Below are 12,804 nucleotides of genomic sequence, written 5' to 3'. Positions count from 1 at the left end.
GCGACACCAAGAGTCTCAACTCGGGCGTGACATTTCAACGCCTTTCGTTCCGCCCGCTCGTGCTGCGACATTAACAGGCACTCAATAGCCCACGACACGGTCATTTGCCCGGAATGATGCTTGAAGTCGAGACGTTACAAAGGCTTGCACCCGGTCGCCGGAGTTCGACTTGGCCAGGAGGCGGTTGATTTCTTCTCCGGAACCCTTAGGCTGCGAATGCTGGCACAAAACGCGACAGGGCTGCGACAGGGTTACGCAGCGCTCAAAGAGACGGATTTCAGCCGGCCCGTATTTCCCGTTTGCCGACCTTGGATCGGCGGCGGATCGGACTTTCGACCCTCGCCATTGGAATGCCCGGAAGAGCAGTGCCAGGCATATCCCGTCCTTTGTATGCTGCAGATTAAGACTGGGAGGTCTTATCATCATGAAGAAGCTCCTCGCTTCCACCCTCTTCGCAACCGGCGTTTTCGCGCTGGCGGGCTCCGTGCAGGCCGCCGACTGTGGCGACGTCTCCATCGCTGAAATGAACTGGGCCTCGGCCGGCGTCGCGGCCTATGTCGACAAGATCATCCTGGAAAGCGGCTATGGTTGCAAGGTGACCATGGTCACCGGCGACACCATGCCGACCTTTGCCTCTATGAACGAAAAGGGAGAGCCGGATCTGGCTCCGGAATTGTGGGTCAACTCGGTGCGTGTCCCGCTTGACGCGGCCATCGGCGAAGGCCGTCTCATCCAGCTTGCCCCGCTCTTGAGCGACGGCGGCGTCGAAGGCTGGTGGATCCCGAAATTCCTCGCCGATGCCCATCCTGATATCAAGACGGTCCAGGATGCCCTGACCCATCCCGAACTCTTCCCGGCGCCGGAAGATCCGTCCAAGGCTGCCGTGCACAATTGCCCGTCGGGCTGGAACTGCCAGATCTCCACCGCCAACCTCTACAAGGCGCTCGGCGCCAAGGACAAGGGCTTCGAACTGATCGACACCGGCTCGGCAGCCGGCCTCGATGGCTCGATTGCCAATGCCTTTGAAAAGAAGACCGGCTGGATCGGCTACTATTGGGCGCCGACCGCCATTCTCGGCAAATACGAGATGGTCAAGCTGAGCTTCGGCGTCGAGCACGACAAGGCCAACTGGGATTCCTGCACAGCCGTTGCCGATTGCCCCGATCCCAAGGTCAACTCCTACCCGGTCTCCGACGTCTACTCGGTGGTGACCAAGAATTTCGCCGAAAAGGCCGGCGTCGCCATGGATTACGTGAAAGTCCGCAAATGGGACAACCAGACGGTCGGCAAGGTTCTCGCCTGGATGGATGAAAACCAGGGCACCAACGAGGATGCCGCCAAGCATTTCCTCGAAACCTATCCTGACCTGTGGACCACCTGGGTGGCTCCGGATGTCGCAGAAAAGGTCAAGGCCGATCTCTGATCGTTGCCAGGCATCGGAAGACGGGCCCGACGGCCCGTCTTCCCTCTATCCTTGCTGGGGCAAGGGCTAAGCGAGTGCAGTCGCGTCCCATCGAGGTCGCAGACAGAAAATCATACCCACGGACAAATCCCCTAAAGGGGCTGTGCAGGCGTTGCTTTTTTCAAAGGCGGCACTGCAAGGCGGCACAAGAAGGTCTGGACAGCCATACGGACCCGGCAGCCGAAGGAACGGGTCAAAAAGGGGAACAACGATGGCTTCTGGCATCTGCAATTACATTCCGGAAATCCTCTGCGATTTCCCCAAGATCGACGACAGTTACATGCGCGTGTTCAAGGTAACCGTCGACACCAATTTCAAGGCCTTCGTGCGCGCCTATGGCGATTTTCTGGACAACCTGTTGCAGCCGCTGCAATGGTTTCTGAACTGGCTGCAGGACCTCTTCGTCGATGCGCCGTGGATCGTCTTTCTGGCAGCCCTTGTCGCCGTCGTCTACCTGACGAGCCGCAACCCAAGGATCGCCATCGGCACGACGCTCTCCATGCTGCTCATCGGCCTCGTCGGCCTTTGGGAAGACACCATGATCACGCTGGCCATCGTCACGGTCTGTACGCTGATCTCGATCGTGATCGGCATTCCGATCGGCATCGTCATGGCGCGCTCCGACCGGGTCCAGGCCGTCGTCAACCCGGTCCTCGACGTCATGCAGACCATGCCGAGCTTCGTCTACCTGATCCCCGTCGTGATGATCTTCGGCATCGGCAAGGTTCCGGGCCTGATCGCCGTGGTGATCTATGCCGTGCCGCCGATGATTAGGCTGACCAATCTCGGCATCCGGCTGGTCGACAAGGAAGTTCTCGAAGCGGCCGACGCCTTCGGGTCTTCTAACCAGCAGAAACTGATGAACGTACAGATCCCGCTCGCCCTGCCGACCATCATGGCCGGCATCAACCAGACCATCATGATGTCGCTCGCCATGGTGGTCGTGGCCTCGATGATCGGCGTCGGCGGTCTCGGCAAGAACGTGCTGCAGGCCATCACCAACCAGTATTTCACCATAGGCTTCCTGAACGGCTTTGCCCTGGTCGCCATCGCCATCATCTTCGACCGCACCAGCCAGGCCTATGGCAAGCGGCTTCAGAAGCATTCGGAGGTCGTCCATGGCTAGTCACGGCATTGAAATCCGCGAACTCTACAAGATCTTCGGCCCGTCCGGCCAAAGCTATATCGAGGCGGTCAAGAAGGGACTGTCGAAAGCGGAACTGAACGAGAAGCACGGCCACGTCCTCGGTTTGAAGGATATTTCCATCTCCATGCCGGCCGGCGGCATCACCGTCGTCATGGGCCTGTCGGGATCGGGCAAATCCACTCTGATCCGCCATATCAACCGGCTGATCGAGCCGACCGCCGGCGAAGTGCTCTATGACGGCGTCGATGTCTGCAAGATGGACCAGGGCGAGTTGCGCGAATTCCGTCGGCACAAGACCGCCATGGTGTTCCAGAAATTCGCGCTGCTGCCCCATCGCACCGTGATCGAGAACACCGTCTACGGCCTCGACATCCAGGGCATCAGCCGCGACGAGAGCTTGAAGAAGGGCCAATACTGGATCGAGCGCGTCGGCCTGTCCGGCTTCGAAAACCACTATCCCAACCAGCTCTCGGGCGGCATGCAGCAGCGCGTCGGCCTGGCCCGGGCGCTCACCAACGATGCCGACATCCTGCTGATGGACGAAGCCTATTCGGCGCTCGATCCGCTGATCCGGGTCGACATGCAGTCGGTGCTTCTGGATCTGCAGAAGGAGTTGAAGAAGACCGTCGTCTTCATCACCCACGATCTCGACGAAGCCCTGCGGCTCGGCGACAAGATCGCCATCCTGCGCGACGGCAAAGTCGTGCAGCAGGGCACCGGCCAGGAAATCGTCCTGACGCCGGCCGACGACTATATCTCGGCCTTCGTCAAGGAAGTGAACCGCGGCCGGGTCGTCCAGGTGAAGACCATCATGCAGCCGTTGACCGCGGCGCCGAGCGGCCTTCCCCTGCCCGCCGAGACCGTCCTGGAATCGGCCGCCAAGACGATGACGGATGCCGGCCAGTCGCTGGCCCATGTCGTTGACGACAAGGGCGTCCCGATCGGCTCGGTCGATCTTTCCGCCATCATTTCCGCCATGGTGACGCCGACCAGCCATCTCGACGCGCCGATGGCCGCCGAATAGCAGCCGCTTGCAATCGCCAGGGCGCACCGGATCGGTGCGCCCTGTTCGATTTCTCGGTGGACCGCATTGCAGACATATAAAGAAGTCTTTATATCATTGGGGACACGGTCTTCAAAGGATATCGCCATGCCCGTCGCTTCCAATCCGCTTTCGACACTCCTGGCTGAGAAAGGTGTTCTGCTCGCCGATGGCGCCACCGGCACCAATCTGTTTGCCATGGGACTGGAGGCCGGCGAGGCTCCGGAAATGTGGAACGAGAACCATCCGGACCGCATCGTCAAGCTGCATCAGGATTTCGTCGATGCCGGCGCCGATATCATCCTGACCAATTCCTTCGGCGGCACCCGCCATCGCCTGAAGCTGCACAATGCCGCTGACCGGGTCTTCGAGATGAACCGCAAGGCCGCCGAGATCGCCCGTTCGGTGGCCGACAAGGCGCCGCGCAAGGTCATTGTCGGCGGCTCTGTCGGCCCGACCGGCGAATTGCTGATCCCGCTGGGTGCCATGTCCTATGAGGATGCCGTCTCGGCCTTTGTCGAGCAGATGGAGGGTCTGAAAGCCGGCGGCGTCGATGTCGCCTGGATCGAGACCATGTCGGCCGTCGACGAAATCCGCGCCGCCGCCGAAGCCGCCACCAAGGTCGGCCTGCCCTATGTCTATACCGGCTCCTTCGACACGGCCGGCAAGACCATGATGGGCCTCGATCCGAAGGATATCCATGCGGTTGCCAAGGATATCGGTAGCGGACCGCTGGCGGTGGGCGCCAATTGCGGCGTCGGCGCCTCCGACATTCTCTCCAGCCTGCTCGACATGACCTCTGCCGATCCGACGGCGACCGTCATCGTCAAGGGCAATTGCGGCATTCCGGAATTCCGCGGCGCCGAGATCCATTATTCCGGCACGCCGCCGCTGATGGCCGATTATGCGCGGCTGGCCCGCGATGCCGGCGCAAAGATCATCGGTGGCTGCTGCGGCACGTCCTGTGGCCATCTCGCCGCCATGCGCGCCGCCCTCGACGATTATACGCCCGGACCGCGCCCGACCATCGAGACGATCGTCGACCGCATCGGACCGCTGCGCAACAAGGCGGCCAGCGATGCTCCGGCCGAATCGAACCGCGAGAAGCGTCCGCGCCGCCGCGGCTGATCGCGACTGGGAAAAACCGCCGGCCTGATCAGGCCGGCGACATCACTGCTTTCAGAAAGTCGACATAGCGGTCTTTCAGACCGGGCTGCACACTGTCGGCCATCATCAGTGCGATCTGGAACCGGCCAAAACTGTCCCGTTCCTCGATCACCATGGTCGCGAGATGACGGATCGTCCCGTCGAAACTGTTCGGATTGGCGGCGACCTTTTTGATGAAAGGGCCGAGCAACCGGCTGTTGATCGACAGTCCCAGCGCCTGGCGCTGGTCCTGCGGCAGGGGGGTGCCGGGACGCGTCGCCAGGATGAACACGTCGAGATACATCAACAGGTTTTCGAACTTTTCCGAACCGGCCGGCAGGCCGACGCCGGTATAGAGCGCCTGGTACATCTCGCCGATCTTTTCGGCCGAATCCCATTTGTCCATGTTGTAGCGGAAGGTCGTGCCGGGATCATGCGCCATCTTGCCGTAGGAAACCAGCGCCTGGCTGAGCGCCCAGTCGCAATAGCCGCCCTTGGTCGGATGGTGTTGCGTGAAGGCATGCGTCAGCGACACGAACACATCGCGCCGGTATATGCTGTAATAAACGCTGTTATTGCCTTGCGCCTTGGCCATGTAGGCGGCCATGCGTTCGCCCGGGTCGCTCGATTCCAGCCCAAAGCCCTTGGCCGGCATGTCGCCGTGCCGCGGCGTGAACGGCACGCTGACCGGCGTGACGCCGATATAGTCATAGCCGAGCGACGCCAGGTCGAAGGCCGGCAGGTTCGCATCGAAGCGGATCTCGTCGTCGTCGCCCATCGGCATCACGAAGGTGGTCCGCACCGCATCGAGTGCCCGTTCCATATTCTCGATCGCACTGGCTTCGCCTGAATCGATCAGCACCAGGCGCGGCGACAGGTCTTTCAGGACGACCTGTTTCTCGGCATCGCCCGAATTGTCCGACACGATCAGCATGGCATCGCGCGCCTCGCAATAGGCAACCGCGCTTTCGATCGAGCGGCGGGAATTTTCGAGGTTCCGATGGCTCGGCATGCAGATGGACAGGTCAGGCATTTCTGGCTCCAGGCGGCGACGGACACACCGGCAACCACCTTTCTAGGTCGGGGAAGCCCGCGAATCGCCACCCCATGGCGTAAACCTCTGGATTGATCGTCCCTCTGTCAACCATAGCGCTGCTGCAGCGCACTGTGCGGCGCCCGTGTCCATCGGCACGATTCCCGTCGATCGGACGGGATAGTCCGCAAAAACCGTTTACACCCTTCCCCGTCCCGCTCTAATGACAGAACGGAAGTTTGCCTGCAACGCGACGGGAGGCCCCCCATGACAAGTCCATCGACATCCTTTCCCGACCCCCAGACCGTGGCCGACAAGCTGGCCGGGCTGCAGGAGGCCGACCAGTCCTATCTGGCGTTGATCCTGGAAAATCCGCTGCAGGACGAGCGCCTGCTCGAAGGGCTGGCGGCCTATCTCGACGCGGCCTCGGCGTCGCGGTTCCTCAATTCGTTGAAACTCGGACGCTGCGGCGAATGGCTCGGCAACCATGCCCCTGCCCGCCTGCAGATCCGCCTGATGGAGGCCGCCCGCTCCAGCCAGCACCCGGCCTATATGGCCTTCCGCGACGGGCTGACGCGCTCCGGCGGGCTCGAGCGCGCCTTTCCGAAATCGCCGACCTGAGGTTTCAATCCGGCCGGTTGCCGATCACCGCAATCATCGGCCCGAGCCGGAAGGCATTGTCGCGCCGATTGCGCTCGGCAATCATCACGCTCGAAATCGTGCCGTCGAGATAAAGCGCATTGGCGCAGTGCAGTGCGTCGCGAAACAGCAGGGCAAAATCATAAAACCGCACCGCATCCTGTGAAATGGCGAAAAACACCTGGCCCTCAGCATCCACACCAACCGCGTTGCGCCGCTTCAGGCTGTCGCTGTCCGGCAGGAAGCGCGGATGCACTTTACCGTCGATCACCAGCATCGGCCCGGATTGCGTGGCGAAATCCGGCGCCACCTTGGCCTTCAGATAGGCCTGCGTCTCCAGCACGCCGGCCCGTCCGTCTTTCAGGAAAAACACGCCGTTTGGCAGCAGGTGGAAATTGCCCCAGCCGCCTGACGTGCTGATCGGCTGGCGCTCGATGCCGTGCTCGACGAACAGCCCGACCGGCGACAGATCGTCGTGATACATGCCGCCATTGCTGGCAAAGACCAGCGTATGGCGTTCGGCCCAGATTTGCCGCGACAGCGAATCGAATCCACCGAACGGCTGCCCATCCGGCCCGCGGTCGTAGATCCGCATCGTGTCATGCGCCGGGTCGAATTGGCAGACCGTGTAATGCGCGTCGCGAAAATCCACGTCGCGGCACGATTGCGCTGCAACCGCGCCTGTTGCACCGCACGCCACGCCGACCAGAAGAAAGTAAAACCAAAACAAGACCATACGCCGTATTTTCTCTTCGTCTTTGGTCCATGGGCAGGCCCGTTTGCCCCTGCAGATTAAGGGGTTAGGGCGACAGATGTTAATTAATTCTATCCGCCTTTTACGTTTCGTTAACCATAATTGCCAAAGATCATTCCCACGCAGCATGATTTCGGCGCTGCCCGTTTCCAAGAGCGATCAACAGGCTCGATCACTGATTTCCAGAGGAACTGATATGCCCGTCATTACATTGGCCAATACCAAAGGCGGCGCCGGAAAAACCACGGCGACCCTCATTCTCGCTTGCGAACTCGCCCGGCGCGGCAACCGCGTCACCATTCTCGACGCAGACCCGCGCGGCTGGATCTCCCGCTGGCATGCGATCGCCGGTGCCGGCAAGCTGATTTCCGTTTCCTCTGGCGTGACGGAAGAGACGATCGAGGACATGACCGCCAAGGCGAAGAAGCGCGGCGGCTATATCCTGATCGACCTGCCGAGCAGCCACGATGCGCTTCTGGCGAAAGCTGTCGGCCTGGCCGATCACGTGCTGATCCCGGTTCAGGGCTGCGCCATGGACGCCGCCGGCGGTGCCGATGTGCTGGAACTGCTCAACGAACTGGACGCCCGTTGCGGCATTCAGGTGGCCCATTCCGTGGTGCTGACCCGCGTCAACGCCGCCGTCACCACCCGCGCCCTGCAGGCCGCCAAGGATTTCCTGGCCAGCCGCGCCATCCCGACGCTGCAGACCCCGATCGCCGAGCGCGCTGCCTATCGCGACATCTTCGACAAGGGCGGCGCGCTGCAGGCCCTCAATCCGGAAGAGGTCAGCAATCTCGGCAAGGCGCTCGATAACGCCGCCCAGCTCGCCGACGAACTGATCGCCCTCCTGCCGCAGAAGGCTGCCCGCCCGGCCGCCCGCAAGCCGGTCATGGCCAAGGCCGCCTGAGACACTGCCGTTACAGGGCCTTCAGCGCCTGCATGTGAAAACGGAGCTGGCCTGCCGGATACCGGTAGGCCGCCCCGACGGGACAGGCGCTTCTCGCCAGACAGCCTGTCATCATACATCCGGCCCGGCCGGCATCGCCTGCCAGATGCGCCCGGCAGGAAACCACGTCGAAACGCTCGGACGTGATGGCGTCGACCGGACAGTGCGTAAGGCACGGCTTTCCAACACAGGTCGCGCAGGGGTGTGGCCCCTGCCGATGCGCCGATCCCCCATCAAGCCTCTCGGCAAATCCCAGTGCACCGCGATAGCCGTGCCACAGCCCGTAGACCGGATGAATGAGAATGCCGAGCGGCGAGGCCTTCAGGCCCTCGGCCCGCATCGCCCATTGCTGGAACGGCTGGTAAGGCTGGTCGGAGGGAAAATAGGCGGTCGCGTCATAATGCTTGGCCAGCGGTGCGATTGTTTCCACCGACCAGCGATCGAGCGGATCCGCGCCGCCGCCGTCCGGCTGCAGCTCACGCCAGCGGCGGAACGGCTCCCACAGCGATCCGCCGGCATGGCCGATCAGCACGATGGTCAGTGCAGGCTTGCCATCGGCCAGGAGAGGGCCGCCCTGCCCCGGCTCGAAATTCACCACACCGCGCGGCGAGAGGCCGTGCGGCTCCAAGGACTGTGCCACCTCTTGCAGCATGAGAAAAGGGCCGCTCATCGCGGCCCCTCGTATTTATAGTGCGGACGCCAGACCGACGTTTGAATCATATCGGCCACCTGTCGCGCGCCGCCTTGCTCCCTGGCGGTGTCGGGATGCTTTCAAGTGAAAGCGTCGGGCATCGAATCCTTGCGGCCCTTGATATAGGCGAGCAGCGCCTCGTCGATATCAGGATCGAGCGGCGGTGCTTCGTATGTGTCGAGCCACGAGCGGCACAGCGCATTGGCGCGGTCCTCGATGCGCTTCTCGCCCTCGATTTCCCACTGTTCGAAGGAATTGTTATCCATCAGCGCCGACCGGTAGAAGGCCGTCTGGAAATTCGCCTGGGTATGGGCACAGCCGAGATAATGGCTGCCGGGGCCGACTTCGCGGATCGCGTCCATTGCCTGGCCGTCTTCCGACAGGTCGACGCCCATCGCCATTTTCTGCATCATGCCGAGCTGGTCCTGGTCGATCATGAATTTTTCATAGGACGAGACCAGCCCGCCTTCGAGCCAGCCGGCGGCATGCAGCACGAAATTCGTCCCGGCGAGCAGTGTGGTGTTGAGCGTATTAGCGCTTTCATGGGCGGCCTGGGCGTCCGGCACCTTGGAGCCGCACAGCGAACCGCCGGTACGAAACGGCAGGCCCAGACGACGGGCGAGCTGTGCTGCACCATAGGAGACCAGCGACGGTTCCGGCGTGCCGAAGGTCGGCGCCCCCGACTGCATCGAGATCGAGGCGGCAAACGTGCCGAACAGCACCGGCGAACCCTTGCGGATCAGCTGCGTGAAAGCGGCGCCGGCCAGCACTTCGGCCAGGATCTGCGTCAGCGTGCCGGCCACCGTCACCGGGCTCATGGCGCCCGACAGGATGAACGGCGACACGACGCTGGCTTGGTTGTGGCGCGCATAGACCTTCAGCGCCCCCACCATGGTTTCGTCGAACACCATCGGCGAATTGGCATTGATCAGGTTGAGCGTCACGCAATTGTTTTCGACGAACTCGTCGCCGAACACCAGCTTGGCCATGGCGATCGTGTCTTCGGCCCGATCGGGCGCCGTCACCGAGCCCATGAACGGCTTGTCGGAATATTTGATATGGCTGTAGATCATATCGAGATGGCGCTTGTTGACCGGGATATCGACCGGCTCGCAGACCGTGCCGCCCGACGAATGGATCGACGGCGCCATATAGGCAAGCTTCACGAAATTGCGGAAATCTTCGATCGTCGCATAGCGGCGCACGCCTTCCAGGTCGCGCACGAAGGGAGGACCGTAGACCGGCGCGAAGACCGTGGCATTGCCGCCGATCTGCACGTTGCGCTCGGGGTTGCGGGCATGCCAGGTGAAAACCGACGGCGCCGTCTTCAAAAGCTCCCGGCACAGGCCCTTTGGAAAATGCACCCGCTGGCCGCGCACATCGGCGCCGGCGTTTCTCCACAACTCGAGCGCCTCGGCATCGTCGCGAAATTCGATGCCGATCTCTTCCAGGATGATATCGGCATTGCGCTCGATCAGCTGCAGCCCCTCCTCATCGAGGACCTCGTAGACGCCGATCTTGCGCTGGATATAGGGCAGCGATGGCCCGGCTCCGCCGCCGGTCCGCGAGGCGCGCCGTGCGGCCGCTCCCCGTCCCTCTCCACGCGACCGCCGGCCGGCGGCGCCTGACTGCTCTGTGATATCGTCCATGGTCGTTCCTCGCTCTGGCGCTCTCCGCGCTCTGTCCTTTATCTATGCTATTCGAATTCCGATCTCAAACCTTCCTTAAAGCGCCAACCACTTGCACGGAACAGACATCGTTGGTCCGTTACCGTCGCTTTTCAAGGGTGCGGCGTCGCTATCGAAAAGAGTTTTTAGCGATATTGAGGTTTAACTGCGGATCATGCAGTCTCTGATGACTGCGACACTGAATCGCGATCGAGCCAATCGGAAAGCATCATCATGTCAGACGACGAAATCATTCTCGAAGATCTGTCCGACGAAGAACTTGTGCAGCAGATGCATGACGACCTCTACGACGGCATGAAAGAGGAAATCGAACAGGGCACGCGCATCCTGCTCGATCGCGGCTGGACGCCTTACGATGTTCTGACCCAGGCTCTGGTCGAGGGCATGCGCATCGTCGGCATCGATTTCCGCGACGGCATCCTGTTCGTTCCGGAAGTGCTGCTGTCGGCCAATGCCATGAAGGCCGGCATGACCATCCTGCGACCGCTGCTGGCCGCCACCGGCGCCCCGAAGCAGGGCAAGATGGTGATCGGCACCGTCAAGGGCGACATCCACGATATCGGCAAGAACCTGGTCGGCATGATGATGGAGGGGGCCGGTTTCGACGTGATCGATCTCGGCATCAACAACCCGGTCGAAAACTATCTGGAAGCCATCGAGCGCGAGAAGCCGGACATTCTCGGCATGTCGGCACTGCTGACCACGACCATGCCTTATATGAAGGTGGTCATCGATACGCTGAAGGAAAAGGGCATGCGCGATGACTATATCGTGCTGGTCGGCGGCGCACCGCTCAACGAGGAATTCGGCAAGGCGGTCGGTGCAGACGCCTATTGCCGCGATGCGGCTGTGGCCGTCGAAACGGCGAAAGACTTCATCAACCGCAAGCACAACCGGCTGGCCGGTCGCGCCTGAGACAAGAACCGGGCGTCAGCGCCCGATCAATCCGGAGCCGGCGGACAGATCCGCCGGCTGCATGGACGCCACCTGCGTCGACCGGCCGATCTCCCATACGGAATGACCGGCTGCCGACAAAAGCACCGCCATGATATAGGCGGCGCTCAATTTGGCGGTGACAGAGAGTGACATGATCTACCCCTCCCTTAAGACAGCCTGATTACTGGGCAGCCTGGTTGACGTTGCGGCCGGCGGCCTGCGTTGCGTCGACCGTATTGGCGGTATCCCGGCCCATGCCGCGAATCGTGTTGCCGCAGGCGCTCAGCGACAGCACGGCCAGAATGAGAACAGCGGCGACGGGAATTTTGTTGGCAGACATGATAGGATGACCCCTTGATCGACAATCGGTTGGTTTGAAGACTTGCGATGGCACAACGCACAACTCGGCAAAAGGTTCATATTATCGCGTGCGGCGCCATCGCCCGCGAAATTATGGCCATCGTCCGGGTGAACCGGATGGATCATGTCGAGCTGCAATGCCTGCCCGCCATCTGGCATTCCCATCCGCAAAAGATTGCGCCGGGTCTCGAAAAGGCCATTGCCGAGGCAAGGGCCGGCGGGGCGGAGCGCATTTTCATCGGCTATGCCGATTGCGGCACGGGCGGCGCCATCGACGCGATCTGCGAGCGGGAAGGCATCACCCGGCTGTCCGGTCCGCACTGTTATTCCTTCTTTGCCGGAAACGCCGATTTCGAAGCGCGCTGGGACGAGGATTTCACATCCTTCTTTCTCACGGATTTCCTGGCCCGCCAGTTCGAGGCCTTCGTCGTCGAGCCGCTCGGTCTCGACCGCCATCCCGAGCTGCGCGACATCTATTTCTCGAACTACCGCAAACTGGTCTATCTCTCCCAGGAGGAAGATCCTGTTCTGCAGGACAAGGCCAAACAGGCCGCCGCCTTTCTGGGGCTCGCCTACGAATACCGCTATACCGGCTATGGCGACCTCAAGACCGAGCTGGCCGGCCTCTAGTCCTTGGCCGTCTCACTTCACCGAATTGGCCACGCTGTGCCCCGCGTCCTGCGTCGCATCGACGACAGCGCCGACATCCCGACCGACGCCGCGGATCGTATTGCCGCAGCCCGACAGGGACAGAAGCGACACGCCGATCACGGCAAGCGCCACAATGGCTTTAGACAGGCCGATGGTCCTGGCAATCATGCAAAAATCTCCCGATGGAACAAATCAACGGCAGCGTTCCTCGCATCGGTTTTGGCGGAAATCAAGGCAGACCTGCGCCTTGGCTCCGCCCGTTAATCGGCCCTTTACGCTATTGCTAAAATGGGCCTTGCCGAAGCCTTG

At 61.7% G+C, this 12,804-nt stretch carries 15 protein-coding genes; 8 read left to right on the top strand and 7 right to left on the bottom strand.

The window, feature by feature from the left end:
• Nucleotides 1-424: 424 nt before the first annotated feature.
• The 4 genes from HGO38_RS14555 to bmt all read left to right on the top strand — a co-directional run bounded on the left by HGO38_RS14555 (nt 425) and on the right by bmt (nt 4,779).
• On the top strand, nt 425-1,423 hold the full coding sequence (locus tag HGO38_RS14555) for an ABC transporter substrate-binding protein (RefSeq protein ID WP_250956625.1): 999 nt from the start codon (nt 425-427) through the stop codon (nt 1,421-1,423).
• Nucleotides 1,424-1,673: 250 nt separating this feature from the next.
• Nucleotides 1,674-2,588: an ABC transporter permease gene (locus HGO38_RS14550; RefSeq protein ID WP_250956624.1), complete on the top strand. Its 915-nt coding sequence runs from the start codon at nt 1,674-1,676 to the stop codon at nt 2,586-2,588.
• Complete coding sequence (locus HGO38_RS14545; protein WP_250956623.1) at nt 2,581-3,633, top strand: quaternary amine ABC transporter ATP-binding protein; 1,053 nt, start codon at nt 2,581-2,583, stop codon at nt 3,631-3,633. The genes HGO38_RS14550 and HGO38_RS14545 overlap by 8 nt, the downstream gene beginning before the upstream one ends.
• Before the next feature lie 126 nt (nt 3,634-3,759).
• Complete coding sequence (gene bmt, locus HGO38_RS14540; protein ID WP_250956622.1) at nt 3,760-4,779, top strand: betaine--homocysteine S-methyltransferase; 1,020 nt, start codon at nt 3,760-3,762, stop codon at nt 4,777-4,779.
• 28 nt (nt 4,780-4,807) lie between these two features.
• On the opposite strand, the gene HGO38_RS14535 is transcribed toward bmt, so the two are convergent.
• Nucleotides 4,808-5,830, bottom strand: coding sequence for a glycosyltransferase (locus HGO38_RS14535; protein WP_250956621.1), 1,023 nt, complete (start codon nt 5,828-5,830; stop codon nt 4,808-4,810).
• A 267-nt stretch (nt 5,831-6,097) separates the two neighbouring features.
• Between HGO38_RS14535 and HGO38_RS14530 the strand changes: the two genes are divergently transcribed.
• Nucleotides 6,098-6,451, top strand: a complete 354-nt coding sequence (locus tag HGO38_RS14530) for a hypothetical protein (RefSeq protein WP_250956620.1) — start codon at nt 6,098-6,100, stop codon at nt 6,449-6,451.
• Between the two features lie 4 nt (nt 6,452-6,455).
• Here HGO38_RS14530 and HGO38_RS14525 read toward each other — a convergent pair whose 3' ends face one another.
• Nucleotides 6,456-7,376, bottom strand: coding sequence for a phosphodiester glycosidase family protein (locus HGO38_RS14525; RefSeq protein WP_250956619.1), 921 nt, complete (start codon nt 7,374-7,376; stop codon nt 6,456-6,458).
• 43 nt (nt 7,377-7,419) lie between these two features.
• Here HGO38_RS14525 and HGO38_RS14520 point away from each other — a divergent pair, with 43 nt between their 5' ends.
• Nucleotides 7,420-8,130, top strand: coding sequence for an AAA family ATPase (locus tag HGO38_RS14520; RefSeq protein WP_250956618.1), 711 nt, complete (start codon nt 7,420-7,422; stop codon nt 8,128-8,130).
• Between the two features lie 10 nt (nt 8,131-8,140).
• On the opposite strand, the gene HGO38_RS14515 is transcribed toward HGO38_RS14520, so the two are convergent.
• Nucleotides 8,141-8,839, bottom strand: a complete 699-nt coding sequence (locus HGO38_RS14515; protein WP_250956617.1) for a 4Fe-4S dicluster domain-containing protein — start codon at nt 8,837-8,839, stop codon at nt 8,141-8,143.
• A 101-nt stretch (nt 8,840-8,940) separates the two neighbouring features.
• On the bottom strand, nt 8,941-10,509 hold the full coding sequence (locus HGO38_RS14510; RefSeq protein WP_250956616.1) for a trimethylamine methyltransferase family protein: 1,569 nt from the start codon (nt 10,507-10,509) through the stop codon (nt 8,941-8,943).
• A 252-nt stretch (nt 10,510-10,761) separates the two neighbouring features.
• Here HGO38_RS14510 and HGO38_RS14505 point away from each other — a divergent pair, with 252 nt between their 5' ends.
• The gene (locus HGO38_RS14505; protein ID WP_250956615.1) at nt 10,762-11,463 is read left to right on the top strand and encodes a cobalamin B12-binding domain-containing protein; all 702 of its coding nucleotides are present in this window, start codon (nt 10,762-10,764) and stop codon (nt 11,461-11,463) included.
• A 15-nt stretch (nt 11,464-11,478) separates the two neighbouring features.
• Here the strand turns inward: HGO38_RS14505 and HGO38_RS14500 are convergent, their stop codons facing one another.
• Together HGO38_RS14500 and HGO38_RS14495 are read right to left on the bottom strand one after the other, a co-directional pair.
• Nucleotides 11,479-11,637, bottom strand: coding sequence for a hypothetical protein (locus tag HGO38_RS14500; protein WP_250956614.1), 159 nt, complete (start codon nt 11,635-11,637; stop codon nt 11,479-11,481).
• Between the two features lie 28 nt (nt 11,638-11,665).
• Entirely contained in the window at nt 11,666-11,824 is a 159-nt protein-coding gene (locus HGO38_RS14495) for an entericidin domain-containing protein (protein ID WP_250956613.1), read from the bottom strand.
• Nucleotides 11,825-11,871: 47 nt separating this feature from the next.
• On the opposite strand from HGO38_RS14495, the gene HGO38_RS14490 reads away from it, so the two are divergent.
• Entirely contained in the window at nt 11,872-12,474 is a 603-nt protein-coding gene (locus tag HGO38_RS14490) for a DUF1638 domain-containing protein (RefSeq protein ID WP_250956612.1), read from the top strand.
• A gap of 12 nt (nt 12,475-12,486) precedes the next feature.
• Here HGO38_RS14490 and HGO38_RS14485 read toward each other — a convergent pair whose 3' ends face one another.
• Nucleotides 12,487-12,663, bottom strand: a complete 177-nt coding sequence (locus tag HGO38_RS14485) for an entericidin domain-containing protein (RefSeq protein ID WP_250956611.1) — start codon at nt 12,661-12,663, stop codon at nt 12,487-12,489.
• Nucleotides 12,664-12,804: the final 141 nt, after the last annotated feature.

Source organism: Rhizobium sp. CG5 (assembly GCF_023701945.1).
In the GTDB taxonomy this organism is placed as follows: domain Bacteria; phylum Pseudomonadota; class Alphaproteobacteria; order Rhizobiales; family Rhizobiaceae; genus Allorhizobium.
Note: the sequence above shows the minus strand (reverse complement) of the source record. Positions and strands in the feature narration are given on the sequence as shown.

Bases quoted from the DNA above. Each gene is read 5' to 3' on its own strand.
- HGO38_RS14530 (WP_250956620.1), top strand. From the start codon at position 6,098: ATGACAAGTCCATCGACATCCTTTCCCGACCCCCAGACCGTGGCCGAC.
- HGO38_RS14520 (WP_250956618.1), top strand. From the start codon at position 7,420: ATGCCCGTCATTACATTGGCCAATACCAAAGGCGGCGCCGGAAAAACC.
- HGO38_RS14515 (WP_250956617.1), bottom strand. From the start codon at position 8,839: ATGAGCGGCCCTTTTCTCATGCTGCAAGAGGTGGCACAGTCCTTGGAG.
- HGO38_RS14490 (WP_250956612.1), top strand. From the start codon at position 11,872: ATGGCACAACGCACAACTCGGCAAAAGGTTCATATTATCGCGTGCGGC.
- HGO38_RS14500 (WP_250956614.1), bottom strand. From the start codon at position 11,637: ATGTCACTCTCTGTCACCGCCAAATTGAGCGCCGCCTATATCATGGCG.
- bmt (WP_250956622.1), top strand. From the start codon at position 3,760: ATGCCCGTCGCTTCCAATCCGCTTTCGACACTCCTGGCTGAGAAAGGT.
- HGO38_RS14485 (WP_250956611.1), bottom strand. From the start codon at position 12,663: ATGATTGCCAGGACCATCGGCCTGTCTAAAGCCATTGTGGCGCTTGCC.
- HGO38_RS14555 (WP_250956625.1), top strand. From the start codon at position 425: ATGAAGAAGCTCCTCGCTTCCACCCTCTTCGCAACCGGCGTTTTCGCG.
- HGO38_RS14535 (WP_250956621.1), bottom strand. From the start codon at position 5,830: ATGCCTGACCTGTCCATCTGCATGCCGAGCCATCGGAACCTCGAAAAT.
- HGO38_RS14505 (WP_250956615.1), top strand. From the start codon at position 10,762: ATGTCAGACGACGAAATCATTCTCGAAGATCTGTCCGACGAAGAACTT.
- HGO38_RS14550 (WP_250956624.1), top strand. From the start codon at position 1,674: ATGGCTTCTGGCATCTGCAATTACATTCCGGAAATCCTCTGCGATTTC.
- HGO38_RS14495 (WP_250956613.1), bottom strand. From the start codon at position 11,824: ATGTCTGCCAACAAAATTCCCGTCGCCGCTGTTCTCATTCTGGCCGTG.
- HGO38_RS14510 (WP_250956616.1), bottom strand. From the start codon at position 10,509: ATGGACGATATCACAGAGCAGTCAGGCGCCGCCGGCCGGCGGTCGCGT.
- HGO38_RS14545 (WP_250956623.1), top strand. From the start codon at position 2,581: ATGGCTAGTCACGGCATTGAAATCCGCGAACTCTACAAGATCTTCGGC.